The following is a 25,935-nucleotide window of genomic DNA, read 5'->3' as shown; positions in this document are numbered from 1 at the left end:
CTGACGTTCCGCGCCTGTTTTGAGTATATCGCGGAGAGCCGATGCTAGTTGGAAGCATTCCGAAGAACTCCTTCGAGATGCTCTTAACCCCGGTTCTGATGCCGCGGAGGAGATGTCCCGGTCCGTGTTGAATTGCGTCGGGCCGGCGTTGCCGGAATGAATGTTACGCGGCCCTCTTGACGTGGGCGATGGGGTTGATCGTCATGCGATTGTGGCGAGCCTGAAGGGCGGCACACAGAACTGACAATTGCTTATGCGCCTTCAATCGTTGGAAGCCCTTGTTGGCCTCGATCATGCCGGCCGCGGCCCATCGCAAGGCCATACCGGCGGCCCGCCGGCATTTGACGTTGCGCGTGACGCGGCGAATGGTGCCCATCATGTTCTCGGCGATGTTGGTACAGGCGAGCGATCGACGAAGCTCCTTCGGCAACTTCAGTCAGGATTTCGTCGAGGCCTTCGAGGACGCTGGCCGCTACGCCGGGCCATTGCTGGTCGAGTCGACGCGCGAGATTGCGGATCAATTTTTCAGCCTTGTCGGCTTCATCGAGCTCCCAGGCCTGACGCAGCACCCGACGGGTGGCGCATGATGCTCTTTCGACAGGCGTTCCACGATGCTGCGCGCTCTGTGGATCTGCAGCGCTGGATCACAGCGGCCGAACGGAGGGTGCGGCGGACGCCTTCGACAAACGCCTTCGCGCCGTCGGCGATGAACAGTCTTGGCACCGTCGGTGGGCAAGCCGGCGCGATACCGATTGTCCAGCAGAGCCTGGACCATTGCGGCATTCTCGGTCGCCCCTTCCGCCAGCGCCAGCGGATGCTTGTTGCCTTCGCCGTCAACCCCAATCGCGGCGACCAGCACGAGATCGTCGCCGAGATGCAGACCGTCGATTTGGACCACCAGAAGGTCGAGCGCGGACAGGTCGGTTTCCATGAAGTTTGTCAGCCGCGCCGCCGACAGCGCTACGAACCTCCGCGAGGCCGCCGACTTCGAATCCCCGATCCGGGCGGTGCCGGCACGTCACCCTCGGACAGCCGGACAGCGCGGCCGAACCGGCGCATCGACACATTGATCAGCAGATTCGCCTAGCGACCGAGCCAATCCTCCTCCGCCGTTTCTCAGCTCGGGATCGTCACCTCGCGGCCGTCCACCCCCGAACCCGCGGGCGCTGGACCTCGATCTTGCCGCCGCGGAAACCGATCCGTCCCAACGATGCGCCCGCCGCGCCGCATCGCGACCGTGGCGCGGCCCTCCGGCCGCCGTCTCATCCGCCTCCATCATCGTGCCGAGCGCCTCGATCCCCGCCGCAAGGCAGAACCGATCGAAGCTCGCCCGCACTTCTGCAAACGCTTCGTCCACAGCCCCGGTCGCCGGCCAACCAGCCGGTGTGATATCTCTCGTCACGACTTGCTCTACTTGTGGAATCAGCACCCCGCGCCTACCGGCTAAAGGTGGGCAACCCCGACCTCTTCAGAAACTGAACAGAACCCGGGACATCCCCGTGCGAGACGCTTCGCGGACTTCGTCGAGGAGCGCCGCAAAGCGCGGCGGTTGCCGTGTCGAACATGAGGTGCCTCCATAAATCCTATTGTCGCTCGGTTTTTGCCGCCGTCGGGATTCATGTTAAGCTGAGCGCGCGATGAGATAGGCGGCACCAACCGGTCAGCCAAGTTTCAAGCCTAAGCGCGGCCCGATTTCGGTGAACCCGTTGCGCTTGTAGAACTTAAGAGATCGTTGCCACGCTGGTTGCCTGGGCGCGCCCACCTCGAGCCTATTCCAGCCGCGCATCTTGCCATGTGCGATCGCAGCGCCAAGCAGCCGCTCGGCGACGCCGTTCGAGCGATACGCCGGCAAAACGTACAATTCGGTGATCGTCCCAGCTATACCGAGCGTGTAGACGGCGGCGAATTCGATAATCATCATGAGCCCGAGCGGCCCGGCACTCTTTTCTGCAAGAAACCCAAGATAATTACTGCTGTCCGCCAAAAGTGCTCGCGCGCTGTTGATCCTGCGACTTGCATCGGACGGTTCGCCCCTTAGTTCGACCAAAAGTGAATCGACAAAGCGGCCGACGGTTTCTGCATCTGCAGCGGTCACTCTCCTGGTAACGATCTCGTCCATCTTGGGACCCTACCTTTCAGTCGGCAAGTGCGCTCTGCGATGGCGAGCTGTTCGAGCGACATCAGCGACGACCTGATTACGGGCCTGCTCAACCGGCCGGCTACAAGACGGGTAACGGCAACCGCTGGACCCTTGCGCGGGCTGTGGTGCGAGCACCGGTTGATTCCACCATAGCCTCACGCGCGGCACCGGGCATTCGCTTGGACCTACGCTATCGGCATGGAGCCCAAATAACAATGGCTACACCAAGGGCCAAGCTTGCCGCTGCGAAAGCAAGGAAGCCATGCTGGAGCGAGCGCGCGTGCGTGCCACGCGCTTTATGCAAGAGCACTCGGTGAGAAAGTAGCCACTACGTCTCAACTGACGCGGTAAATTTCTGCGCATTCTTCGCGGCCACAGCCATGGCACGAGAGAGCTTGCGCGACTATCTGCCGTTAGCTGCAAATAAACGCCCACAACGCCGGCGACTGCGACAGTGATCTCGCCATCGAGCTGCTCAACTATGATCTCGGCACTCGTTGATTTCGACCTCTGCCATACGCCCGAGATCGTCAAGGTTCTTCGCCATCTATGAGCCAACCAAGATTCTACTGACCACCCACCTTGTAACCGAGTTTGTGTCGCCACCCGGTAGGGCGAAAAACATAGGGGGCGCAGTGAGCTATCCTCGCCACGGAAGCAGCGCGTCGAGCGCGACTCGGCGTCGATAGGTCGCGTAGCCGACGCTGTCCCTACCGCGCTCGCGCTGCCGGTGAAGTTAGCAACAACGTGACTCGGCGCTTTGGGGCGTCGCAAGCACGCAAGCGCTGTCCCTATCACGCGCCGCTAACTTCAGTGGCCGGCCTGGCCACCTTGAATGGCAAAGCTGACCACCGGCTCCCGGCGGTGACGGCAGGGCCCCGGGAGCCGCGAAGTTGTATCACGGAAAAGCACTGCAGCGTACCTACCTAGATTGGTGGCCGCCTAATCCAACCGGCTGGTCCTCAACCTTTTGCCAGATTCAGGAGACGTGAATGACCAAACGCGCACGCATTCGCTACGTCAACAAGACGGACAGAAAGAACCCTCACGAAAGATTCTCACATGATGGCGGAGCAAACCCCGACGGAACGCAGTGGAAGCGATCCCTCGATCAGGCTATCCGAGAAGAGCAACGAGTGGGAGTTCTATGTCGAAGAAAACGGCCGCGGAGTTTATGTCGTGGACCACGCACGAGCGGTACAAGTTCATCAAGACGGCGGCGGACGATATTCATCCAAACATTCCTCTATTGCCTGAGTGTCCGCGATATTCAGCAACATCTACTCTTAGCGCGAATGCGGTTTGCTCAAAAGCCGGACGAAACGATATATACAGTTCGTTGCTTTCTCGCCACGCGTCGCGCGGCCCTCGACTTGACGGCGGACTTCTGGTTCTGCAGACGACGAAGAAAGGAGTGCTCTGTATTTCAAATCGGACACGCGTGTCCAATTTTCTCCGTATCCGTTGGTTATCATCATGTATCGATCGGCCGTCTTAATTCCCCAGCCGAACTAAGCCTCAACCAATGGCAAGAAAATTGCCATGACCAAGTGCCTTCTCTTCAACCAACTTGCGGCCAACCTTAATGATAGACTCGGCCGCGAGCTGCGTGCGACCCCGAATGCGCTCCGCTGCGGCGCGAGCCGATGCATCTCTTTCGGGCGGCCTTCTCGTCCGAGCGCAACACAACGAGGCTTGACGATTTGATCGTCTCGTGAGGTAAATGAACGTTTTGAGGTCCAAATGATCCGCGAGATTGCTACTGTCATCCCGGCTGTCAGGCTACTGATCGCAAACTACCTGGTACGACGAGGAAACTCCTTGCATGCGACCGGCGGCGCTAAGTTTCCACCATGCCTCCGCCAAACAGACGCAGCCTGGCAAAGCCACTGGACCTCACACTCGTCAAAAATGAGATGGTGAAAGGGCAACGGATTATCGTGAACGCAGCAGCGGGTCCCAGAATGGTCGGCCGACATGGTTTTGTTCTCGGATCTGTCGGAACGCGCTACCGCCTTCGTGTTCTGCTTGACGGATCAAAGCATGAGATAACGCTACACGCGCGTTTTGTGGATGTGCTGAACGAGAACGAGCCCTCCGCTGGCCGCTACAGTCTCGCGTCCGACGCGCCCCTCACCGCCCGCCGCCCAACCGCTGGCCGGCTCCCCCTCTCCAGCCGCGCCTGCGCGGGTTGACAAATGATCTCGCCCTCCATTGGAGTCGTCAGTTTCTCGTCAGGTGAATGCGGCATGCGGGAAAACTGAAGCTCGTAAAAAGGACAACCTCTCATCCGGCGGTGGGGGTTACTGGACGAGGATTGCCACGTGATCATCTTCCCATCCATTCCCAATGGTTGGTAGTTGACTGAGGGCCAAAGCAATCGTTGGGCAACATATAGCGCGGTATATCGTTCGTGGCGGGGACTCGATTTGGTTGTGAGTTCCACGTTCGCTCTTGATGCGATTCACGCTGGGGAGTGGTAGGTCACCGATTGGTAGGCTCAGCTTTTTCAACGACTCATGCGATCTCGTTGTCATTCGGGAAGCGCAGGATATGTATGTCCTTGCTCTGATCACCCAAAAAGGCGGAAGCGGCAAGAGCACGCTGGCGGTTGGAATTGCAGTCGCAGCGATGGAGAACGGGGAGCGCGTCGCAATTGTTGAGGCGGATCCACAAGGCACGATTTCAAAATGGAAAGAGCGACGCGGCCACCTCTATCCGCGGGTCGTTCGGATCTCCGATCCCGCCGAAATTGAAGTGGCTCTCGACAGCCTTGAAGCTGAGGGAACCTGGCTTACTGTCATCGATACCGCCGCCACGAACAATGCACTGGCCGTGCTCGCTATCGCGAGGGCCAATCTTTGCCTGATCCCTGTGCGTCCGAGCCTGGCCGACATCGAAGCTGCGATACCGACGCTGATTGCTATTCGTAGGCTCAACCGCCGATTCGCTTTCGTCCTTAATCAGGCGCCGCCGCGGGGTTGCCGCTTGAGTGAAGCTGCAACATCGCTCAATTCGCTCGGGGTGCTTGCGCTTCCCTATGTCGGACAGCGCAATGACCACCAGGACGCGCTTGGGTCAGGATTAGGCGTGACCGAGTTTGCACAAGAGGGAAGAGCCTCGGAGGAAGTTCGTGAGTTGTGGCGCTGGGTCTTGAAGAAGCTTGTCGAGGGGTCGTTAGATCATGAGCCACACACAGAAAAGGCGCCGTGCTAGTCACGCGCGTTGCGCGCGACGCTCGCTAGTGGAGCTTACCGCGGCGGCGAGCCGAGCCGTTGACGATGGCCTGTTTGTGTTGTCCAGCGGGATTGCTGCTTCCAATCCGCGATCGGAGCGCACAGGAGAGAAGACGTGTGATGAAACAACGCTGGCGAGGCAAGCGACGGCTCCGAGTCCCGTTGCTGTGCTTGAATCTCGGAATGCGGCAGCGCTGAAGGACGAACTCCTAAATTCCGACACTACCACTGAGATGATGGTGAAGATTGCCGATCTCGTAGAGGAACGGGCGGGGGGCGAAGCGGCGTCGAAAGACATCGGCTCCGCTCTTGAAAGCAGTTTTTTGACCGTTCTCAAAGAAACCGCGACGGAGCTCCGCGCGGATGCGGCCGAGTTGATCGTGCAGAAGGAACTTGCCGATAGCGCGGCGCAGCCGCAATACATGCGGCGGCTTACTGACGAGGCTCTCAGATTGCTGAATGATCTTCAGAACGGCAAGGTGGAGAATCAGGCGAACTTTATCCTGAGCGAATGCTTCAGAGAAGCCGCCATCGCGTTCTCTATAATCAATCAGCAGCTCAAGCGCGACGGTTATGCAGCGAGCATTGATCCATCAATCTTCATCTGGCTTGCCAATATCACGGAACCGGCGACGCGCGACACCGGGACCGTGCGGCTTGAGATCGTAGCCAACCTCCGAGGGTATCCTAGTACGTACGCGCGCCAGGTCGCTCATTTCATCTGGCACCTTGTCGAGGGGCAAGGCTGCCCGCTACAGGCCGCATATCGAGCGGCGCTCACGAAGTTCGCCATAAGCGCGAGTTTCGCCGAGTCGGCCTATGCCTTTTGGCAGCCGGTCTTCAAACGGGCGGGGCCGCACGTGAAGATGCTGACCCGCATTTCAGATTCAGAAATGTAAACCTAAGCAGCGCGAGGTTTTGGCGTCCGAAACTTTCGTCCGAGCCTTGAGCGAAGAAGACGCTTACGTTGGGGCCGCTCCTGCATGGCCCATGATTGCGCTGATAAGGGCCGGAGCGAAGCCGGTGCAAACACCGACCAAGTACGAGCTGGTAGTCAATCTGAAAGCCGCCAAGGCGTTCGGCCGCGATCTGCCGGCAACCGAGGCGAGCACGACATCCGCGTCGTCGGCGGCCCGCCGAGATCGTTTCCGGTGGAGCGCCCAAATCGAGGCCTTCGTTTCACAACCCGCGGTTCGCCCGCATGACGTCGTCGATGCCATGACCGACCTGCCGCGGCGTCGGAAACGCCGGCGCGCTCGAAAAGTAGCGCTCATGGATGTCGAGTAGGCACGCTGCGTACATGTGCTTGTAATCGCGCGAAAAAGGCCAGAAAAGCGTCGTCATGCAAATGGGGGAACAAGGACAATGCACGCTGCTCCTTTGACCGACTTCATCCCGAAGGAACGGGCTTACGAGAAAGCACATTGGAGACGCTCGAATGCGCTCTTTCAGCTGAAAAGTCCAACCGAACATACACCTCACCGACAATGAAGATGTTGCTCTTCCTATAAAGCCATTTGCTACGCAACAGCGGGCTTGACGGAATCTAGCGTTGGACTGACATTTTTTGATAGTTTTCACCGCAGTCGATGTGCAAAACTGTCGAAGGGGTTGTCAGCAACGTCGCACGATGCTTCACAACGGCCCCATACGTTGAGCAGAGGAGGCGGCGCCACGATCGGAGTTCGCCGTAAACAGAAATGCAACGATTGTGGATGTCCGACCATTTTTCCTATTATGAGATTTCGCTTAAGCGCCGCGGGCGGAGCTGGTCAGGTCGCTTTTTAGGCACGAAGGCCCGCTGGTGATGTCGGGTTCTAAACGCAGTCGAGCAGCCGCCGGTTATGAAGCGAACAGGATTCTTTTTCTGCTGCTGACCGCACCGGTCTGCTCGCCACAACCAGCTTTGGCCCGAGCCCGTGAGCGGCCGTGCTTGAGGCGCTAGTTGCGATCGCAAGCATGCTCCAGCTCGTATTGATGAATCTATTTGGAGGATGGCGATGACGCAGACCAAGCAGGAGCAACGATCAAGCATCGGCAGTCTTGCATCCAAAACACCCGGTCGATCCAAAGCAAAAAAGCTGACCGCGACGATGAAGCGTCGCGCGCTTAAAGTGCTAAGATCGGAGCGACCAGCTCCATCATCTCAATGAGTCGCCCCTGCGACGGAAACGCGCGCGCGACCGCTGATCGGCGGTCTGCGCTTCACACCAAGATCGCGACTCGCTCGGAGCTCGGCATCAGCCGGCAAAGCCATCGGGATCGAGCACGATATTGTCGTCAGCCCGGTCAAGCTAGCGACATGACGCGATACGGCTTGTGACTGGCTCGAGCGTTTCGACATCTACGGTTTCCAGGTTTGCAGCCCATCGACCTTCTCGATGGATCGCCTGGCGAGTGATAACAGCCGGACGGGATCGTGCTCCCCTGCCCGAAGCTCGGCCTCTGCCTCGAACAGCCTTCGACTGACCGAAAGGGGCTCGATTGCGTTCAGTCGCGCTGACACGCCGGTTCCGGCTGGTCATTGCGAGCTGATCCGGATCGCGAACCGTTTGCGCGGCGACGATGTCGATCGGAAGGTTGAGATCGGTTGCCATTCGCCGCACCACCGCCTATTGCTGAAAATCCTTCTATTCAAAGAACGCGACATCCCGCAGCACCATGTTGAACAACTTGCAGACGACGGTTGAACGCCGCGGAAATGGCCACCTTGAAGAGCTCGCACAAGGGCTGTGCCGCGCACACCCATTCAAAAAAGATATCAACCGAGCTGGACAGAGATTTCTGTCACTTTTGGTGCTCGCCCAGTTCTTCTTCTTTCTGAGGCCATGGCGCAGGGGCTTCCTGCTCCGTCGTACTGGAAGAATCAACGGGGTTCGGCACTGTTGGTTTTCGCCTGCCAATGGCGGGGCAATACAAGGGACTTGCACGAACCATGCTCAAGGCTTTGCGTGCCAAGGCAATCCTTATCCTGCATCGGAAGCCGTTAGTCCAACCGGACTTGTACTTTGTTGTAACTTTTACCCAGTGCTTGCCCCGGTGCATTGAATTATGTTCAGAAGGATGGCTCTGGCTAGGGCCTGGCAACGTTTTAGAGCATCGACTCGCAGCACGGCGCCGTGGCCAACCTCCGCCGCTTGCGCTCAGCGTCGTTCACCGCCTTGAGCCGGTCCCTGATGTATTCGGAGACTTCGCCGATCTCAGCCCGCAAGTCGGGCTCCGAAATACCCCGCTCCCCAGCGGCCTCGACAAGATATCGGCTGAGTTCCGCCACATCCTGCGACGCGCCGGGAGTCCTGTACTGCTCGACGGCTTGAATGCTGTTCTCGGTTCAGAAGTCGATAAACTCGCGAGCCGCGCTCACGTATTCCCCCAACGCCCCCTAGAACCAGCGTTAACGCCAGTCGGCAAAAAGAACAGGGAAAGCCCGCCCCAGCGTACGCTGGAGCGGGCTTGATGGGCGGGCTATGACTGGCGGCCGAGAACTCCTGCCCAGCGCAGCTTATACGCCGAGCGGAATAGCCCGTTCGCTCGCTGGCCGACCTGCTAGGCGACCTCAACCCAAGGTGGCGCGTTGGCCATGTGGGATTTCATAAAGGCGCTTAGTGCCGCGCTTTGCTCGCTCAACTCCGGGCCGATTTCCAAGACAAAGCGGCTCGCGACAGAAGCAGCGTGACTCGGAGTCGGAGGATCGCGTAGCCCGACGCTGTCCGTACCGCGCTCGCGCTGTCAGTGAAGTTAGTGACGACATGACTCGGCGCTTTGTCCTTCCCTATAACGCGCTGTCCCTATCACGGTTCGCTAACTTTGGTTGCCGCCCTGCCGCCTGCCTAGCAAAGCTGACCAGCGCGGCGCGCGCGGATGGCAGTCCATGAGCGACTCCTCCAAGCTGTATAGTGAAAGGTCCCCCGCACCTACCAGGATTGGTGGCCGCCTAATCCAACCATTGATCTATGCTGGGCCTTCGGGACTTTCAGATTTAGGAGAGACTAGAATGGTTAAACGCGCACGCATTCGCTGCGTCAGCAAGACGGACAAAAAGAACCCTCACGAAAGAATCACACATGTTGGAGGAGCAAACCCCGACGGGACGCCGTGGAAGCGATCCATCGATCAGGCTATCAAAGATATCGAGAGCGACGAATGGGAGTTTTACGTCGAAGAAAACGGCCGCAGGGTCGAGGTGGTGTGGGCCACGCACGAGGGGCACAAGTACATCAAGACGATGGCGGACGACATTCAACCTGACAATCTTCTTTTACTCGCTGAGTGTTTGTGATTCTCAATAACATCTACCCTTGGCGCGAATGAGGTCTGCACAAGACGCCGCGAATGCGTCGGCCTTGGGGCGTTACCTTCTCTCCCTTGGCAGCGCGGTCTTCGATTTGCTCGTGGACTTCGGGCGGCGTTGACGGCGCAGCAAGAGCGTAGAGAGCGGTTGGGGCCAAATTTCCAATGGTTGGAAGTTTGGTGCCATAAACATTTGCAACATTGATGAAGTTGCCGGCCGCGCTCTTTGCCATCCCAAAATCTGCATCGATCCAAGGCAGGAAAATTGCCGTGTCCGAGCGGCTTCTTCTGCTCAATCAATTCACGGCCGACTTCGATGATAGCTCGGCAGCCAGCCGCATCGCCGCGTCTGCGGGATTGACAAATGATCTCGCCATCCATTGGAGTCGTCAGCCTGTCGTCAGGTCGATGCGGCATACGGGGACAACTGAAGCTCGTAAAAAAAGGTACAAAATCCGGGGATCTGAAAGCGGAGATCGCCGTTATTCGTCTTCTCCCCCGTCATCCTCAGGCCTTGGGTCCAATTCCACGATTTCCGCTTCATCGACAAAGGTGCTGGTGATGCCGGCGGTCGCAAGAACAGCCGTTGTGGCGGCAGTAAAAATTGGCATTGACCTCTCCGTTGGAAGTTAATCGCTAGCCGGCCGGTTCGCCGACTTCATCAGCTGCGCCCGCAGCCCGAGCGCAACGTCGCCGGTTCGCGGCCAGAGCCGATCAAGGCCGAGGCCTGCCATCGCAGCGGGCGCGCTGCAAATTTGCTGCGTGCAAGCGCCACGGCCAATCGGATGCGGATGTCCTGACTGTGAGGGTCGCACATCCCTGGCCTGAATAGTTCGACCGCCTCAGGCGCCACGTGCACGCTGTGGCTCCGCTTGTTTCTTTTCAATCGCTCTGGCATCAGCGAGGCTCGCCGAAATTCGCGCAGGGCCATGGCATGAAGTGTGCACCATTCGGGCACCTCGCAGTAAAGTCATCTAGAAATGTGGTGCAGTACAAATCCTAACGAGCGCGCCCATCGTCCCGAGCGTGTGGCCGGGAAGCGGAACCAGCACCAAGGTGGCGTCTCCGAACAGAATCTTTCTCGCCGTTTACGGGTTCTATGGGCTGTCCGTAATCCCAAGTCGACTTTGAGATATCCTGCGGTGTCGGCGCCAGGCGCCCTCGCCGCTTCAATCTCCTTGGCATGAGCGAAAATCGTCGCCTTGCGAAAGAACTGATTGCAGCCGCAATGGTCCGGATGAAAGTGTGAGTTGATGACGATGTCGACGTCGTCCGACCCGAGGCCCGTGCAAGCCAGGCTCGGCACCAGTGTCTGGTTCGCGCCCATCATCGGCCTCATGACCTTTGCGAGCTGACCCCAACGCCCCTGCGCATCGGTGACGACGGACGGATGACATCCAGTGTGGAACAACACGTTACCCTGCTTGTGCCGGATCAACGCGCTGCTAACTGGAAGATCGATCGTCTCGTTCCGCTCTGCGTCGGCGACAAAGATGCTCTTTTTCATCCAGACGTCCGGCGGCGAGAAAATTCAGCTTGATAGCTTTCTCTCCAAGCGCTTCGTAGCGGCGCCGCGGATCGCCGCCAGTATGTTCTGGTGGCCAGTGCAGCGGCAAAGATTTCCGGAAAGACCCTCTCGGATGTCCTCGTCGGTCGCGAGAGGATACTTTCCAAGCAAGTCCTAGCCGGTCATCAACATGCCGGGCGTGCAGTGGCCGCACTGGAGCCCGTGAGCTCCGGAGCCTGTTCGTCAAGCGTCAGGGCGACGCGCTCTCGCTCAGCTTCCTTCAAGCGCAGCGGAGTGTCCGCGACGCACATTACCGCGATACGCGCGTCTCGAGGCTTTGAGCCCGAGCGACGAACGGAAAGAGCGATGCTTGCTAGCGCGAAATCGCCGAAGCGCCGCGCGACCTCCTCGAAGGCCCAACCATCGTGATCGAGGATCGGGAATTTAACTTCCACGACGATTTCGTTTGGCTCCAAACAACTCGTCAGAGCATCGATGAAGAACTCTTCCGCGGCGACGGTCCGGGACCCATTTGGTCCTCGAATGGAGATCCTTGCATCGTAGAATGCCGATAGCATCGGCAGTTCGGCGGCCCGATCAGCATGGGACAAGCTGCCGCCGATCGCACCGCGATTGCGTATAGCCAGATGAGCCACGTGCCGCATCGCGGCCGCCATGACGGGAAGCCTTTAACAACGAGCGGTGAACGTTCAAGATCGCAATGTAGGTGATGTCCATCGCCGAGACCTGGTTGGGACGCGTGATCTCCATGCCGCGCAGTAGATAGGGATTGATCTTGTGGCCGGGCTCAGGTGGGGTGGTGTGCGGACAGCGGTAGAGCGCCTCTATCATCCCCATCCGCCGCATGAGCGTTTTGACATGCCGGCGGCCGATCTTGCCCCCCTCGGCAGCCAGCAGGCCTCGCAGCATTCGCGAGCCGGCGAAGGGAAACTCCAGATGCAGCCGGTCGAGCCTTTGCATCAGCGCGTGGTCTTTGGGCGGCACTGGGCGCGGCAGATAGTAGACGCTGCCGCGGCTGATGTTCAGAGCTTCCGCCTGCTTGCTGATCGGCAGATCGTGTTCACGGTCGATCATCATTTTGCTCTCAGCAATCCCGCCTTGGGTGAGCGCTCCTTCTAAAAAATCGTTCTCCAGCTCAACTCGCCGATCTTGGCGTGCAGCGACTTCACGTCGATCATGGGCTCGGCGAGCCGGCTCCCGCTGCCTGGACCGAACATATCGGCAGCGCCGCCTTCCATGATGTGATCTGATTGGAGTGGACGTCGAACTGCTCCGCCAGTTGCGCCAGCGTCCGGTCACCCTTGACAGCGGCAAGCGCCACCTTCGCCTTGAAGACGGGAGTATGGTTCCGCCGTGCTCGTCTGCTCATCGTCTCTCCTGATTCGCCGGCCAATCTTGCCCGCCGTCAGGCAGAAACTCCACTTATCGTGCTGTTCAGATTTCCCGAGCAGCGACAATAATTCGAATTACGTCGCGGACGATCTGGCCAAGTGGCTCGATCAGAAGGGCATGCAGCACGTTCGTGGTGCTCTGTACCACCCCAGACCCAGGGAATGATTGAGCGCTGGCATCAGACCCTGAAGAACAGCATTCTGCTCAACAATTACTACCTGCCTGGCGATCTCGTGGCAAGTACGCGCCTTCGTCGAGCACTACAATCATGTCTGCTATTGTGAGAGCACCGACAACCTAATACCTGCAGATGTCTGCTGCTGCGATTTTTTCTCCGTTTGCTCGCCACCAGGAATTAACAGGAAGTTATTCGGCATTGGTAGTATACCCATGAAACGCATTTCCTATAATGCTCCGCCAACTTTGTGGACAGCATTGTCCTGGGTACTACGCCGAGCGGCGAGCCCGGAACAACGACAGCCGGAACAACGACAGCCGGAACACCGACAGCCGGAACACCGACAGCTCGGGGCGACATTGTGTCGCCCCGACGCACTACCAGTATTGGTCGGTCCCTTATTTCAATAAGTCGGTATACTCACTACCTTCAACGGGGGCTGCCTGTGACCTACACTATTACCTGTCATCGAACGGAGTACGGCCGGAAGTATTTCTCCATACAAAGGTCCACCGCGAGAGAAGCCCTATCCAAAGCAGAGATTCTTGAGATGTCGGACGTACAAATCGACTACATTGATACTCCCGCGGACGGACGTGTTGACATGCGAACGCTCCGGACGTTGGCTGAGAGGGAGCGCGACTAGCAGGCTGATGAAGAACTCAGCCACGTTCGCAAACGAGGCCTGAATCGTCGCCATTGTAGATGTAGAAGTGGCCGACGAATCTGCCCGCGGTGCCGATCATAACCCATCCGCGACCGCAGACGGGGTCATTTTCGTCGTGCCCTTCCCATGAGAACTCGACGCAGGCCGATCTGTCGCGAATGCCGTAGCGCACGTCCAGGAAGCCCTTGAGGGCCGAAGGCGATTTCGCCATCGGACTTGCCCCGGAAGGTGAGATGCGCCTCTTCGACAGATTGAGGAAGTCGCTGTCCTCGCGCCTCGGGATCTAGGTGATGTCCATCGCCGAGACCTGGTTGGGACGCGTGATCTCCATGCCGCGCAGTAGATAGGGATAGATCTTGTGGCCGGGCTCAGGTGGGGTGGTGTGCGGACGGCGGTAGAGCGCCTCTATCCCCATCCGCCGCATGAGCGTTTTGACATGCCGGCGGCCGATCTTGCACCCCTCGGCAGCCAGCAGGCCTCGCAGCATTCGCGAGCCGGCGAAGGGAAACTCCAGATGCAGCCGGTCGAGCCTTTGCATCAGCGCGTGGTCTTTGGGCGGCACTGGGCGCGGCAGATAGTAGACGCTGCCGCGGCTGATGTTCAGAGCTTCCGCCTGCTTGCTGATCGGCAGATCGTGTTCACGGTCGATCATCATTTTGCTCTCAGCAATCCCGCCTTGGGTGAGCGCTCCTTCTAAAAAATCGTTCTCCAGCTCAACTCGCCGATCTTGGCGTGCAGCGACTTCACGTCGATCATGGGCTCGGCGAGCCGGCTCCCGCTGCCTGGACCGAACATATCGGCAGCGCCGCCTTCCATGATGTGATCTGATTGGAGTGGACGTCGAACTGCTCCGCCAGTTGCGCCAGCGTCCGGTCACCCTTGACAGCGGCAAGCGCCACCTTCGCCTTGAAGACGGGAGTATGGTTCCGCCGTGCTCGTCTGCTCATCGTCTCTCCTGATTCGCCGGCCAATCTTGCCCGCCGTCAGGCAGAAACTCCACTTATCGTGCTGTTCAGATTTCCCGAGCCGACTCTGGCCCCACTTTTGCTTACTTTTGGTTCGCTGACGGGCAGGTCTCAGGTGGAGATTAGAATGTTTGAGTTGTCGAAGGTAAAAGTACTTGCGCTGCCTTTTGCGGTAATGATTGCGTTATTCCCAGCATCTGCGAAAGCGCCGATCTGGAGTTCGAGCGATCAATACGGCAATTTTTCCCTTAATGGCTATTCCTGGAACAACGACGTGTATGGTCAAGGTGCTGGGCCTCAAACGATCTCGGTCCATTCGGTCAATCAATGGAGCGTGTGGTCGAACCAACCTGATACCGGCGGCATCAAGAGCTATCCCCACGAGGCTTTCAATGTTGGGAAACCGCTGAGCGCGATCAACAACCTGAGTTCAAGCTTCAATCAGAGCGTCCCGAGTAGCGGCCGCTGGAACTTCGCCTACGATATCTGGGACAGCTCAAATGCCTACGAAATAATGCTTTGGACCAATTACACCGGGAATCCCGATGGAAGCGGCGATGTTAAGCCCATTTCTTACAAGTATAATTCGTCAGGGACTGCCGCGATCCCAGTCCACACAAGCGTCAATGTGGGCGGAGCGACTTGGAACGTGTTTGAAGGCTGGAACAAACATAAGGTTATCTCGTTCCTGCGCACTTCCAAGTCCAACAGCGAGACCGTGGATATCAAGAGTATCCTGCAATGGATAAAGTCGGCGGGATATTTTGGGGACATAACCGTCGGCAGCGTCCAATACGGCGTTGAGATCACCTCGTCCGCCGGCGGCCGAAGGTTTGACGTCAACCATTGGGCCGTGATCTCAAAGTGACTACTTGGGATCGTCGATGAGGTGATCGTCGGCCCGAACGGTAGGCCTTTTTGGGTCGTTTGCAGCAAGGCGGCCCCTTAATTACCTCCGGCTCGGCGTTGGCATACGGAGTTCAGATCGTCCTCAAGCGTGGCGGCTCCATCTGGGCTGACAGTTGGGCTCGCACTGGTATTCATGGTCGGCTCCTTGAGAGTTGAACAATCGACCTCGACCACGGCGCCCACCGCCGTCAGGGATTCGACGCTTGCGCTTGTCCACGCTCTATCCGTTGAATAGTGCGCACGTTCAAGCCGCTCGGTGGGCCAATTGCGCTTCTCCACTCTCCCTCAGGCGCTTACGTCTGGAAACGGCCCAAAAGCTTCGACTGCAGGTGGGCGAGCGCGTCACTCAGCCTTGCCGCTTCTTCGAATCGGGTTTCCTGGTGCGGAGGGCGCGAGCCAGGATCGACCATGATGGCCTCGGCAGCTTCCGAGAGTCGGCGTAGCGGCGTCCTGAGCCATTGAGCGGCGCACAGGAGCAGCACCAGAGCGACGACGGCGCCCGCACCGAGAATGAACCAGAACGCATGGATCAATTCTCGGGTTGACGCCATCGCGTCGTCGGCGTTCTGTCGGACCAGAAGAGACCAGCCGAAGCTTGGAAGATCTGCAAAACCAACACTCGGAACGATCACGGTGAAATAGTCTTTTCCGTCGGGCCATCGCTCGCTCGGGAACGCGCTGGTGACGCGGCTGGCCGCGAACGCTGAGCCGACGCTTAGCCGCTTGTTGACGACATCGGTCGGGCCAAACAGGACAGTTCGGTCCCGCGATAGCAGCAGCACATCGATTCCAGGCGCCTGCAACGCGGCCATGCCCTCCTCCACCCATTTCCAGTTGAGGTGCGCTCCGATCACGCCGGCGACGGACCCATCATGCCGCAAGGGTGCGGCCAGATCGACGAAGCGATAGGGTTCAGCGGATACAGGCAAGAGGCTTGCCAGGAGTTGGGCCTCGTGCACATCGACTGCAGTTGGCGCATCAAGACCACGCCTGAACCATGGCCTCTGCGCAACACTTGCGCCCTCGAGCATCCCGTCCCTGGCCGCCAGTACCTTGCCCTCAAGATCGGCTATGCCGAGCCAGGCGTATCGGCCATCCAAACGGCTCAGGAATTTGATGTGCTCACGGGCATTTGCCAGATCGGTGGGGTCGATCAGGTCGGCCATACGTGCCACGTCCATCCAAACGCCATAGAGGCGTCGCGCCAGCAGGTTCGCGCTCAGTTCGCCGCGGGTCGCCAACTTCTCCACCTGCAATTCCTCGCCGCGCCGCTCCAACGACGCGGTGTACAGTGTCGCGGTCACCATGGCCGGCGCCAGCATCAACGTTGCGCCGCCAAAGAACACAAGCGTGCGCAAGCTCAGTCGTCTTTTCGCCATCACGCCTCCTCAACGAGTTAGAGCCCGAGCCAATTCGCGGATAATGCGAACGATGTCCCCGCGATCGGTTCCCGGAAGAGCTCGGGCGGTGTGGAGCTTTTCGATGATTTGGGGTCGCTGCTCAATGCTCGGCGAAAACTTTAACCGGTAGCCGTCACGAGTTGGCGCAAGAACACGCACATCGAGGTCGCCAATACCTGGGATCGTCAAATTGCCTGTCGCCCCGACGGAAAGGCCGAATGGTCCGCTGATGCGAGCGCCTTCCGGCCCGAGATTCACGAGCCAGCCACGGTGCCGATCGTCTCCGATCTTCAGCGTGATCGGTTCAAGCACCTGGCGCTGTGGTCGATTATATCGGGGGCGCTCAATGCACGCTGCGATCGCCACCACCAAGACGAGGACATTGTAGACTGTCCAGAACAGAACGATGGCGACGCCGTCGCCGGCTGTCGACGAGGTATTGAAGACGAAATCGGAATTCAGCGGCACGATCAAGCCGCCAACGGTCAATCCAAACAGGATCAGAAACGGTCGCATCAATGACCATTGGACAACTACCCTCGTTCTATCGCCGCCCTTGGCCGTCACCGAAAATCTATGCGGTCCTCTCGTCAAGAGGCCGAGCGCCGCGGCCCGACAGATTGGCCAAGCGGCAATCAGCTGGGCTGTTTCGTTGACGATGGGGATAAACAGCCCCTTAGAGAGCCAGTTCAAGGCCACCAGGACCATGACGTAGTACGGGACATAGTACCTGATGATATCGACGAGCGAGGCATTTACGATCGTAATACCGAGCCACCAGTACAGGAGTGGACAAATCAAACTTGCCAACCGGAAGGGAAAGGTGGTCAACCAATAGAGCAGGGAATCGATGAGACTCATCCGGTGCATCAAACCCAGTCGATTGGAGCCGAATGGATTGTAGGAATTGCGCGCAATCTGCATCAGGCCGAGGCACCAGCGGCCGCGCTGGACGATGTATTCCTTGAGGCCCTCAGGAGCCAACCCCTCGGTCAGCGGCTCGTTTAGATAGACGGTTTGCCATGCGTTTTCCGCGAGCTTGAGCGTGAGCAGGAAGTCCTCGGTCACGCTTTGCGTTGGAAGCAGGCCGATTTGTTGGATTGCTCGTACCCTCAGCACGGATGAGGTACCGCAGCAGATCGCGATTCCCCAGGCATCCCGCGCCGGCTCCACGTTATCAAAGAAGTGTCGTTGCTCATCCGGGTACCCGGCGGTAATGCCGAGGTTGTGCTGGATCGGGTCCGGGTTGAAGAAATGTTGAGGCGTTTGGACCAGGCCGACGCGCGAATCGTGAAACAGCGCCACTGTGCGGTCGATGAAATCGACATGTGGAACGAAATCCGCATCAAGGATGGCGACAAAATCCGGTCGATCCGGGTCCTGGGCACGCGCAGCGAGCGCGTGGTTGATGTTTCCCGCCTTGGCATGTGCGTTGTCGGACCGCACGATGTATCCGACAGAGTGCCGCTCGCAGGCCTGTCGCAGCCAGTCCCTGCGGCCATCGTCAAGCACAAAGACGCGAAGCTTCGGAAAGCGCACCGCCTTGGCGCCGATAATCGTTCGTTCGAGGATTTCGAGCGACTCATTGTAAGTCGCGATGAAGATGTCCACGCTTGGTGCCTCTCCAGGCAGCCACCATCCGGCGTGCTGGTCAGCCTCCGCGGTGCGTTCCTTAACGCGTGAAAGGATTACAAAGGCGACGGACGAGGACAGGACCGTCATACTCTCGAGCGCGGCGAAGAGCCAACTGACCAATGCGTCCGCAGTCCAGTCAAGTGGCACCAGTGTCTCGGTGAACCGCCATATCACGTAACGCCAAGAGAGAGTTGCCGCCAGGCCGAGCAGAAGGGCACGCCAGTACCATCGGCTCGGGTCAAGCAGCGGGAGGACGGTCAGGCGAAGTCCGATGATGATGGCGGCTCCCGCCAAGGAGGCCAGCAGAGGCGACAGCATAAGCATTAGAAGCCATAACGCGTGAGAAAACGGCGGAATTGGGCGATCGGGCCGCTCGAGAATACAACACGTCCAGTGCGACCGACGGCGCAGCCAAGATCCGGCTGCTGCGCGAGGCCCGGGACCGTTACCGTTACGTCAAAGCGCTGCAGATGCTGCGGACTCGGACCCACGGCAAGGTTTGCGTAGAGCGGTGACGCGGCGGATCCGCCGAGCCGGGTGATGGTTCCATCGAAAATTCGTTCGTCGCCGAACAGCCGAAACTGAACCGTCGCGCCGACAGAGAGGCTGTCATAAAGCGATTCGGATACGCCCGAGGTGACCACAAGGCTATTGCAGTCGACGAGCTTGACCAGGTCTTGCCCACGCCGTGCGTACGCGCCATCATCCACCAGGATATCCCAGACGAGGCCCGGGACCCGGGCATTAAGCGCCGCGGACGTCAGGCGATTGACGCGCAGACGCTCGGCGTCGATTTGCCGATCGAATTGAGCGATGCGCCCTCTAATCTGCTGCTCGTCGACATTCAGTTCCGCCAGGCGCTGATCGAGTTCCCGAATGCGCTGCATCGAGAAAGGGGCATCGTTATAGGACTCGCCGATGAAGACCCCGGTGCGGGCTGAGGTGAGTTCCGTCTCGAAATAGTTGACGCGCTGTTGCGCACTCTCCACGTCTTGCTGCGCGACATCGAACTTCGCGCGCGCCCGATCGAGGCTTGCAGCCGTCTGAACGCCGCGATTGTTCAGTTCATTGGCGCGCTTGAATTCCGCATCTGCCTCGCGCAGGCGCGCGACTGCCGCATCCTGGGTCGCCCTCGTCTCGGCGATCCGCGCCTCGATCTGCCGAATTCTGCCGCGCTGGTAGTCGGTTGACTGCGCGTCAAATCCGGCTCTCGCTTGCGATAGTGCGTCACGCTGACCAGCAATGCGCTTGAGTTCGCTCCGTTGATTGTCCCGGTCGCGCTCAAGATCAAGAAGCCGAGCGGTATCGAAGCGCTCGTCGGCCACTTCAGCCGCAAGTTCCCCGGCGTTAATGCGTCCCCCAATGCTCTTGACGGCTAGGGTGACCCGGCCTTCGATGGGCGCACGCACGACGTAAAGTCGAGCATTTACTGTGGCATCTGCCGAAGTTCCAGCGAAGTGCTCGCCGATGATGACGTACAATCCGCCGACGAGGAGAACCAAGCCGATGGCCACACGCGCGAGCTTCATGAGAAAATTCCCACCGCATTCCAAGCCTTTTGTGGAGCAACTTAGAGGCGAATTTACGGAAGCGAGAGAGCAAGAAACCTCACCCTGAAGTTGCTCACTATTGAGTGGTCACGATTTGACAAGAGACAGTCCAGTATGCCCTCGAAGCAGTAGGTTTTTCACAACATCGTCCGGCGCCGTTTCTCGCGAGCTACCCGGAGGGAGTAGAGCGTGGTGGTCCTTTGTTCATGCTCGGCCGATTGTTTAGCGCGTTGTAAACTATGGCTGCGTTTTGAGCTGGTCCAATATTGTCGAGCCGTGGCTGGACGACTTCGGAGCAGAATTTCTCCGGGAACTGCCACTTCAATAACTCCGAAGAAGTCCTTGGAGCCGGCAGCAGGAGAGTGGCTTGATATCCAGAAACCCAATTGAATTGCGCGGTGCAGGCTCCGCCGATTCTGCAACGCCATATGCTGCGGAAGCGAAGGGCGGCCAGCTCGGGCACTGAGCGTGCCGCCGTTCGCGTTTCTCATCCCTCGGCTGCAATCGTGGGCATTCGATATCTCCCAACCTGAGTAAAGATTCACAACGTGCGACGTGGTTCTCTGCTCAGTTCCGATCATCAACTCTTCGGAAGGTAGCACAACCTCCAACATCTCCACGCCTACCTTCTTTGGTAGCGCTTGTGAAATCGCTGGGCATCGATCTCGACCGGTTCACAGCGGCATTCGACCGTAACTTCTACGCATCCAGGAATGTGAGCCGTGGTGTCTTCGACAAGGAAAACTCGAGCGAAGACAAGCCCGTCACGGGCGATCCGTTCTGGATGGGGGGGTGACGAGCAGCTGCGCAATCTACTGAACGCCCGCCCGCTAAAAGCCTTCATCGCTCCATTCGCGGAAGCGGACAAGCGGCTCTTGTTGCCTTCCATGAGGCGCCTATCGATTGTCTCAAGCGGATGGCTTTGGATGCCAAGGAGAGCGCTCGCGCCAGGACCAGCTACCGAGAATACCTCATCATGCACGCCAGCCTGCGCGAGAGGGCTGCGCAGGTATTTCCAAAGACGTTTCAACGATCTCTTCGCGTCAAATTCCGACACGGTGTCGGCGCTGACTGCAATGAACACCGGTTTCCGGGCTTCGATGGCTCTAGAGCACCTTCGGTCCCGGCTGTACGACTCAAATGACGGAGCCACGGTGCGTCGCGGTCCGAAGACCATTCAACAAGCGATCCGCGCGATCACCCCGCACCGCTGCTTTCCCTTCATCTGCGCACCCGTCGAACAGTCGGCGGCGCCAATAGGAGCGGCCTTGTCGTCCAGAAGCGGCCCACGTCCCGCGGCTGGGATCAGCAGGCCGTAAGCTGCATTCAGGTGTTCGAGCCCATCACGTTCAGTCTACCCGCTCCGCTGACGGTCGGCGTGTCGTGTGCGTTTCAGCAGATGGTCCCAGCTGCTGCGAGTTGTTACGGTCTGTGGGGCGCTCGAAAACGCATTATCGGAAGACGAGCAAATCATGAGCCCGTTGAGGGAAGGATTCTGCGTATTACCGATTCATCCGTTTGCCTGCCGCCCTCCGGTAGCGCCGCCGCAACAATAGCCCGTTACTGGTTCGGCTCCGAACCAACACGCGTGATGAGCAACACGCGTAAGCGTCAGCACACTTTGATGGACGAGGTTCCTGTAGACCATTTGAGGCCTCCTTCGTGTGGAACTGCACCAGCACACCTAACCAGTTAGCCGCCTGCCAAACCTTGTAGGTTCCTGGAGCAACGAGGTCGGTCGGCAAGCGCTTCAATTGCGATGCTGGCATGCAACTTGCTGCGCTATGATGACATCACCGAATTCCGTTCACCCGCCCCGGTGATGTAGGGTGGGGCTCGCCTCAGGCGGCTCCGCTAAAAATGCATGTTGGTGTGTTGCGTGATGAAACCACATGTTCGAGCTGCTGCGGCAGCAACCGCATTTGCGCACGGCCTTCGTCGCGATGTTGTGAGCGTCTACGAGCATGAAACGCGCCGCTACAGCAGGACTAGCGTCTCTGTACGCGAGAATAACGCGAACGGATTCGACTACGATCACAACTGTCGCTTCAGCGGCTCGTTACCTAGCTTGCAGCACTGTGGAACGGGGGCGCGCTTGCAGCTCGCTCCGAAGCGCCTCGGAGTGTACATCGGCTTCGATCACGATACCGCATCCTACTTTACGGTGAAGATCAGCTGCAATCGTACCTGCATGTTCGATTGCCGGGAAGGAATCCACTTTACGTTCAGTTTGTGGTCTTGATTAACGGAGAGCAGGAATGAAGACGGGCCAAGTCACCTACTGGATAGGATTCGCGAGCGCTATTACGGTTCATTCGATGTGACGACGGTAGCGCGGATCAGTGTGTTCACGGTAGTGCGTCAAGGGGTACTGATACGCTCTACGTCGGTGATACTGTTCTGTTTGAAGTCGCTCGCGATAGGCAACGCCATCGCTAACGCGCGGTCAGCGTCATCGTACAGACAAGCCCAGTTTCCGGCCCGCCCCAGTCGGGGTCACCAGAGTTAGTGCTTTCGTCGCATCGCTCGCCCCAAAGGACATAGACCTTTGGTTTCTGGGTAATCCATAGTTCGGTTTCTCGCAGCAAGACGGGCCCAACCTTGATGTGGGAGTCGGGTCTGTAGTCGCGAACCACTATGCGCGTGATCAGTAACCTGCCCGCGAATTTCACCAAGCGCCCTCAGGATGCTTAACCGGAGGGTAAATTATGACGGAAATCACAGGTATTCCGTTCGATGCGCCCCTTTATCACGGGGGTGAAGGGCATGACAGCGCGTTTCTTAATTGCCAAGCCGTTTAAGCCATCTTTACAATTGCAAGCGACGTGGGACGCCTATTACCAAAGCAGCTAATTCCTGCCGCAAATCCCCCAATCGGGGTAGTAGGTATCGCAAGCTACGGCTCAAGCATCGTCGGAATCCGGACCGGGCAAAGCGCCGGCAGAACAATTTCTGTAGGATATTCGACGGCGACCCGCCGGCATTATTCGGCGGAAAAGATCCGCATTGACACACACTGGAGCGAGGAACGCTCCGGAAACCTGATCATTAGGCCGCCCTCACCAACAAAATTGAGCAGGAGCGTGCCAAGAACCCCGAATCTGCTCAATAAGCCGCTCGCAACATTGGCATGAGCGGCGGCGAAGAACCGTGTTGTATCTCACCAACGACTTTGAAACCATGACGTTCGTAAAAGGGAATGCTCGCCGGATTCGAGCTTTCTAAATAAGCAGCGATGCCCTCCTCGTCACATCGTTGAAGAGCGTATTTCATCAGCAATGTGCCAAGCCCTCGTCCGATCCAGGTCGGATCGACCGCAATAAGAGGCAGATACCAATGTGGCCCGGTAGGATGATGTTCCGCCATTCCCTGCCGTAGCTGTGTCATATCCTCAGTGATCTCCGGATGTAGGGACCGCGCCATGATTGCGTCCAGCGCCTGCTCGTCTTGCTGCACGTCAGGAGGCAGCCACAGGGCCGCGGCGCGAATCCCTCCGGTGACGTATGCTGTGCCATGCTCGAACGCTCTTCCGCCACAGGCATTAATGAACTGAGGCATGGTCCTAAGATATTGCCGCGGGTCGGGCCAACTCCATCGCATCAACGGGTCGGCGGCAAACCCGAGCACAATCGTCCAAACAGTGTTTGCCCGAATATTTCCGTTCGCAGATTTGATCCCCGATTCCGCTATCATGATTCGTTTTTGAGTCTCTGTTTGAGCGTTAGAATTGCAAAGGTAGAGCATAGGACAAATGCCTCTCAACGAAAGCAATAATGGAAGCGCCCTGAGGTTTCGTGAATGCTTTGGTATCTAGTCCGGGCTCTCCTTCTACCTCGAAGCACCCCGGTGGTTTGGATCTGGAGCTTCGCGTTTCTGTGCCTCCGGGCCTGGAAGCCTCATCCGAGCCGGCTCATCTTCAGCAGAGGTTCGACTTTCTTTTGACGTCGAACGCCGTTTGGCGGCCTGCAACCGCCCTCGAAAGAACGACGCAAACGTCGTTCTTGAGTTGCAGGTGAGAAAAGTCACGGCACGCATGATGCGAACATCGCGCGATGACGTGCACTTCTCAGCGTGAGCGTGCCGGATAGCAGGCGTGGCGCGTCGAGGTCCAGATTAGGCAATGATCTTATGAGGCACCACCTCGTCTGTTACTGAGCTACTCTCCTAGGCTCTCTTATTCAAAACACGTGCCAACACGAAACCCATCTGGTGATGGCGCCTTCACCGATCCACGAACCGTAGCAGGCGAAAATGTTTCCGTTCGTACGTTTCCGGTGCACCTCGGCGGTGGTCACGAGGTGATGGTGAAAAAGCCCGCCCTTGGCAATATCTAGCGTATACAGAACTTGACAAAAAGAAGGGGAAGGGTGGCGCGGGCGCAAACTATGGGCAGGCATCCCCATGCAAAAGTGCCGTTTCCCATTTCCCGCCTCCCCCTCATTGGCGGATTAGTTTAGTGACTATCAGGTGAATATGGAGCGCCGAGACTTGATCGAAACGAGTATCGGCTGTCCTCCGGTACGCTGCGACGGACACCCGAAGAGCAAGAGGCGGTAGTGTACTGTTCGAGACGCATCGTGGGCCCCTCCGCAAAACCATTTAATTTGTCTCACAGGCCCTGACGGCGACCAACCAGCGATAAAACGTGGCTCGCGGGATGCCGCGCTTGTCCAGCGTGCGCTTGGCCGGCAGGTGGATTGCTCGACGAGCCGGATGATCTCGGCCTTCTCGGACGCAGGGTATCTCATGCCTCGTCCTCCCCATCTCTTACCCGATAGGTGAATGCAAGGGCATTCCCCGAAAAGGCCCGTTCATGCTTTATGGAATGGCCGCCCTTGCACCGGCGTCGTAGGATCGCCGACGGTCCAGAATGAGGAACGGAAATGGATATTGCAGTGCTAGGTGTCGATCTTGGCAAGAATGTCTGCAGCATCGTCGGGCTCGACGCGTCTGGCGCGGTCGTGATGCGGCGTAAGCTTAGGCGCGAGACGCTGATAGCTCTTGTGGCGAAGCATCCTCCGTGCGTCGTCGGGATGGAGGCGTGCTGCGGGGCTCATCATCTGGGCAGGTTGTTCGCCGCCCATGGTCATGAGGTTCGGCTGACGTCGCCCGAATATGTCCGCCCGTACGTCAAGGCGCAGAAGAACGATGATCGCGATCTGAGGGGATCGCGGAGGCTGCGACGCGGCCGACGATGCACTTTGTGGGACTGAAGAGCCAAGACCAACTCGACATGCAGACGCTTCACCGATCCAGGGACCGACTGATCGGTGAGCGGACGGCGCTATCAACCAGCTGCGCGCGATCCGGCTTGAAAGCGGCCTGGTCGCGCCGCAGGGCAAACGGAAGCATGAACAATTCCTGGGCGTGCTGATGGACGAACAGGGCGGCGCGGGATTGAGCCCGCGGATGATCGCGTTGGTCGCCGACGCGCGCACCCAATGGGTCAGGCTTGACCGTCGGATCGCAGCTTTTGATGCGGAATTTGTCCGCTGGGCGAACGAGAACGAAGACACACGCCGGCCGACCACAATCCCCGGCATCGGCACGATCGTGGCAACGGCGCTCGTCGCCGCGATTGGACGGGCGGAGTCCTTTGATCGGAGCCGCGATCTCTCGGCTTGGCTTGGCGTGGTTCCACGTCAGTTCACCACCGGAGGCAAACCGAAGCTGCTCGGAATCAGCAAGCGCGGCAATACACATCTCCGCAAGCAGCTGATCAATGGAGCGCGCGCGGCGTTGCCCCATGTGGCAGAGCGTGACACGCCGCTGGACGGTGGGCGAAAGTGCTCATGGAACGCGCTCATCACAATGTCGCCGTTGTCGCAAACAAGCTTGCCAGGATCGCCTGGGCTGTGCTGCGAAGCGGAGAGCGATTTGCGGTCACCAGGACCACGGCGGCGTAGAAGGCTTGGGGCCCGGCCGGGCGCCTGGCTGCCACGGATGTTTGCGAGAGGGTGACGACGAGATGCTCTAACAGTCGAACGGCGCTTCGGAAGCCTGGTCAAAAAGACCGCGGCTCGACGCCGGACGCTTTATGAGGAC

16 protein-coding genes and 7 pseudogenes are annotated in these 25,935 nt (G+C 58.6%); 10 read left to right on the top strand and 13 right to left on the bottom strand.

Features of this window, described 5'->3' with window-relative positions; genetic code table 11:
* Positions 1–163: 163 nt before the first annotated feature.
* Both NLM15_RS08050 and NLM15_RS08045 read right to left on the bottom strand, forming a co-directional pair.
* A pseudogene (locus tag NLM15_RS08050) lies at positions 164–1,402 on the bottom strand (transposase).
* A 258-nt stretch (positions 1,403–1,660) separates the two neighbouring features.
* Complete coding sequence (locus tag NLM15_RS08045; RefSeq protein ID WP_254116438.1) at positions 1,661–2,119, bottom strand: GNAT family N-acetyltransferase; 459 nt, start codon at positions 2,117–2,119, stop codon at positions 1,661–1,663.
* Positions 2,120–4,693: 2,574 nt separating this feature from the next.
* Here NLM15_RS08045 and NLM15_RS08040 point away from each other — a divergent pair.
* From NLM15_RS08040 to NLM15_RS08025, 4 genes are all read left to right on the top strand, one after another.
* Positions 4,694–5,356, top strand: a complete 663-nt coding sequence (locus NLM15_RS08040) for a ParA family protein (RefSeq protein ID WP_254116437.1) — start codon at positions 4,694–4,696, stop codon at positions 5,354–5,356.
* 28 nt (positions 5,357–5,384) lie between these two features.
* A complete protein-coding gene (locus NLM15_RS08035; protein ID WP_254116436.1) occupies positions 5,385–6,275 on the top strand; it encodes a hypothetical protein in 891 nt (296 codons plus the stop codon).
* Positions 6,276–6,366: 91 nt separating this feature from the next.
* Entirely contained in the window at positions 6,367–6,663 is a 297-nt protein-coding gene (locus NLM15_RS08030; protein ID WP_254116435.1) for a hypothetical protein, read from the top strand.
* A gap of 713 nt (positions 6,664–7,376) precedes the next feature.
* Positions 7,377–7,529, top strand: coding sequence for a hypothetical protein (locus NLM15_RS08025; RefSeq protein ID WP_254116434.1), 153 nt, complete (start codon positions 7,377–7,379; stop codon positions 7,527–7,529).
* 141 nt (positions 7,530–7,670) lie between these two features.
* Here NLM15_RS08025 and NLM15_RS43675 read toward each other — a convergent pair whose 3' ends face one another.
* Positions 7,671–7,973 carry a pantoate--beta-alanine ligase gene (locus tag NLM15_RS43675; protein ID WP_305887431.1) on the bottom strand — a complete coding sequence of 101 codons (303 nt, stop codon included), beginning with the start codon at positions 7,971–7,973 and terminating at the stop codon, positions 7,671–7,673.
* A 1,397-nt stretch (positions 7,974–9,370) separates the two neighbouring features.
* On the opposite strand from NLM15_RS43675, the gene NLM15_RS08015 reads away from it, so the two are divergent.
* Positions 9,371–9,655: a DUF3892 domain-containing protein gene (locus NLM15_RS08015; RefSeq protein ID WP_254116432.1), complete on the top strand. Its 285-nt coding sequence runs from the start codon at positions 9,371–9,373 to the stop codon at positions 9,653–9,655.
* Between the two features lie 215 nt (positions 9,656–9,870).
* Entirely contained in the window at positions 9,871–10,299 is a 429-nt protein-coding gene (locus NLM15_RS08010; protein ID WP_254116431.1) for a hypothetical protein, read from the top strand.
* Positions 10,300–10,636: 337 nt separating this feature from the next.
* Here NLM15_RS08010 and NLM15_RS08005 read toward each other — a convergent pair whose 3' ends face one another.
* The 4 genes and pseudogenes from NLM15_RS08005 to NLM15_RS07990 form a co-directional block, all read right to left on the bottom strand.
* Positions 10,637–11,173: an MBL fold metallo-hydrolase gene (locus NLM15_RS08005; RefSeq protein ID WP_254116430.1), complete on the bottom strand. Its 537-nt coding sequence runs from the start codon at positions 11,171–11,173 to the stop codon at positions 10,637–10,639.
* Between the two features lie 24 nt (positions 11,174–11,197).
* Positions 11,198–11,398: pseudogene (locus tag NLM15_RS08000) on the bottom strand ((2Fe-2S)-binding protein); the annotation flags it as partial.
* On the bottom strand, positions 11,359–11,838 hold the full coding sequence (locus NLM15_RS07995; RefSeq protein WP_254124177.1) for a xanthine dehydrogenase family protein subunit M: 480 nt from the start codon (positions 11,836–11,838) through the stop codon (positions 11,359–11,361). The pseudogene NLM15_RS08000 and the gene NLM15_RS07995, both read right to left, overlap by 40 nt.
* A gap of 55 nt (positions 11,839–11,893) precedes the next feature.
* A pseudogene (locus NLM15_RS07990) lies at positions 11,894–12,563 on the bottom strand (IS3 family transposase); the annotation flags it as partial.
* A gap of 80 nt (positions 12,564–12,643) precedes the next feature.
* Here NLM15_RS07990 and NLM15_RS07985 point away from each other — a divergent pair.
* Positions 12,644–12,901: pseudogene (locus tag NLM15_RS07985) on the top strand (integrase core domain-containing protein); the annotation flags it as partial.
* 525 nt (positions 12,902–13,426) lie between these two features.
* Here the strand turns inward: NLM15_RS07985 and NLM15_RS07980 are convergent.
* Both NLM15_RS07980 and NLM15_RS07975 read right to left on the bottom strand, forming a co-directional pair.
* Positions 13,427–13,679 (bottom strand): annotated as a pseudogene (locus NLM15_RS07980) (hypothetical protein); the annotation flags it as partial.
* A 38-nt stretch (positions 13,680–13,717) separates the two neighbouring features.
* Positions 13,718–14,378, bottom strand: a pseudogene (locus NLM15_RS07975) (IS3 family transposase); the annotation flags it as partial.
* Positions 14,379–14,523: 145 nt separating this feature from the next.
* Here NLM15_RS07975 and NLM15_RS07970 point away from each other — a divergent pair.
* Positions 14,524–15,264 (top strand): glycosyl hydrolase, encoded by a 741-nt coding sequence (locus tag NLM15_RS07970; RefSeq protein ID WP_254116429.1) that lies wholly within the window; start codon positions 14,524–14,526, stop codon positions 15,262–15,264.
* A 334-nt stretch (positions 15,265–15,598) separates the two neighbouring features.
* Here NLM15_RS07970 and NLM15_RS07965 read toward each other — a convergent pair whose 3' ends face one another.
* Genes NLM15_RS07965 through NLM15_RS07955 form a run of 3 tightly spaced genes read right to left on the bottom strand, consistent with a single transcriptional unit; the run spans position 15,599 to position 19,869 of the window.
* Positions 15,599–16,684, bottom strand: coding sequence for a cache domain-containing protein (locus NLM15_RS07965; protein ID WP_254116428.1), 1,086 nt, complete (start codon positions 16,682–16,684; stop codon positions 15,599–15,601).
* Positions 16,685–16,693: 9 nt separating this feature from the next.
* Positions 16,694–18,658, bottom strand: coding sequence for a glycosyltransferase (locus tag NLM15_RS07960; protein ID WP_254116427.1), 1,965 nt, complete (start codon positions 18,656–18,658; stop codon positions 16,694–16,696).
* A 5-nt stretch (positions 18,659–18,663) separates the two neighbouring features.
* Positions 18,664–19,869 (bottom strand): HlyD family secretion protein, encoded by a 1,206-nt coding sequence (locus NLM15_RS07955; RefSeq protein ID WP_254116426.1) that lies wholly within the window; start codon positions 19,867–19,869, stop codon positions 18,664–18,666.
* A gap of 664 nt (positions 19,870–20,533) precedes the next feature.
* Here NLM15_RS07955 and NLM15_RS07950 point away from each other — a divergent pair.
* Positions 20,534–20,686, top strand: a complete 153-nt coding sequence (locus NLM15_RS07950; protein WP_254116425.1) for a hypothetical protein — start codon at positions 20,534–20,536, stop codon at positions 20,684–20,686.
* 2,309 nt (positions 20,687–22,995) lie between these two features.
* On the opposite strand, the gene NLM15_RS07945 is transcribed toward NLM15_RS07950, so the two are convergent.
* Positions 22,996–23,583, bottom strand: a complete 588-nt coding sequence (locus tag NLM15_RS07945) for an N-acetyltransferase (protein ID WP_254116424.1) — start codon at positions 23,581–23,583, stop codon at positions 22,996–22,998.
* A 1,190-nt stretch (positions 23,584–24,773) separates the two neighbouring features.
* Here NLM15_RS07945 and NLM15_RS07935 point away from each other — a divergent pair.
* A pseudogene (locus NLM15_RS07935) lies at positions 24,774–25,796 on the top strand (IS110 family transposase).
* Positions 25,797–25,935: the final 139 nt, after the last annotated feature.

This window comes from Bradyrhizobium sp. CCGB20, from assembly GCF_024199855.1.
Taxonomy (GTDB): domain Bacteria; phylum Pseudomonadota; class Alphaproteobacteria; order Rhizobiales; family Xanthobacteraceae; genus Bradyrhizobium.
Note: the sequence above shows the minus strand (reverse complement) of the source record. Positions and strands in the feature narration are given on the sequence as shown.

Excerpts from the sequence above, each read along its gene's own strand:
- NLM15_RS08045 (WP_254116438.1), bottom strand. The coding sequence starts at position 2,119 with ATGGACGAGATCGTTACCAGGAGAGTGACCGCTGCAGATGCAGAAACC.
- NLM15_RS08040 (WP_254116437.1), top strand. The coding sequence starts at position 4,694 with ATGTATGTCCTTGCTCTGATCACCCAAAAAGGCGGAAGCGGCAAGAGC.
- NLM15_RS08030 (WP_254116435.1), top strand. The coding sequence starts at position 6,367 with ATGATTGCGCTGATAAGGGCCGGAGCGAAGCCGGTGCAAACACCGACC.
- NLM15_RS08025 (WP_254116434.1), top strand. The coding sequence starts at position 7,377 with ATGACGCAGACCAAGCAGGAGCAACGATCAAGCATCGGCAGTCTTGCA.
- NLM15_RS43675 (WP_305887431.1), bottom strand. The coding sequence starts at position 7,973 with ATGGCAACCGATCTCAACCTTCCGATCGACATCGTCGCCGCGCAAACG.
- NLM15_RS08015 (WP_254116432.1), top strand. The coding sequence starts at position 9,371 with ATGGTTAAACGCGCACGCATTCGCTGCGTCAGCAAGACGGACAAAAAG.
- NLM15_RS08010 (WP_254116431.1), top strand. The coding sequence starts at position 9,871 with ATGAAGTTGCCGGCCGCGCTCTTTGCCATCCCAAAATCTGCATCGATC.
- NLM15_RS08005 (WP_254116430.1), bottom strand. The coding sequence starts at position 11,173 with ATGAAAAAGAGCATCTTTGTCGCCGACGCAGAGCGGAACGAGACGATC.
- NLM15_RS07995 (WP_254124177.1), bottom strand. The coding sequence starts at position 11,838 with ATGCGGCACGTGGCTCATCTGGCTATACGCAATCGCGGTGCGATCGGC.
- NLM15_RS07970 (WP_254116429.1), top strand. The coding sequence starts at position 14,524 with ATGTTTGAGTTGTCGAAGGTAAAAGTACTTGCGCTGCCTTTTGCGGTA.
- NLM15_RS07965 (WP_254116428.1), bottom strand. The coding sequence starts at position 16,684 with ATGGCGAAAAGACGACTGAGCTTGCGCACGCTTGTGTTCTTTGGCGGC.
- NLM15_RS07960 (WP_254116427.1), bottom strand. The coding sequence starts at position 18,658 with ATGCTGTCGCCTCTGCTGGCCTCCTTGGCGGGAGCCGCCATCATCATC.
- NLM15_RS07955 (WP_254116426.1), bottom strand. The coding sequence starts at position 19,869 with ATGAAGCTCGCGCGTGTGGCCATCGGCTTGGTTCTCCTCGTCGGCGGA.
- NLM15_RS07945 (WP_254116424.1), bottom strand. The coding sequence starts at position 23,583 with ATGATAGCGGAATCGGGGATCAAATCTGCGAACGGAAATATTCGGGCA.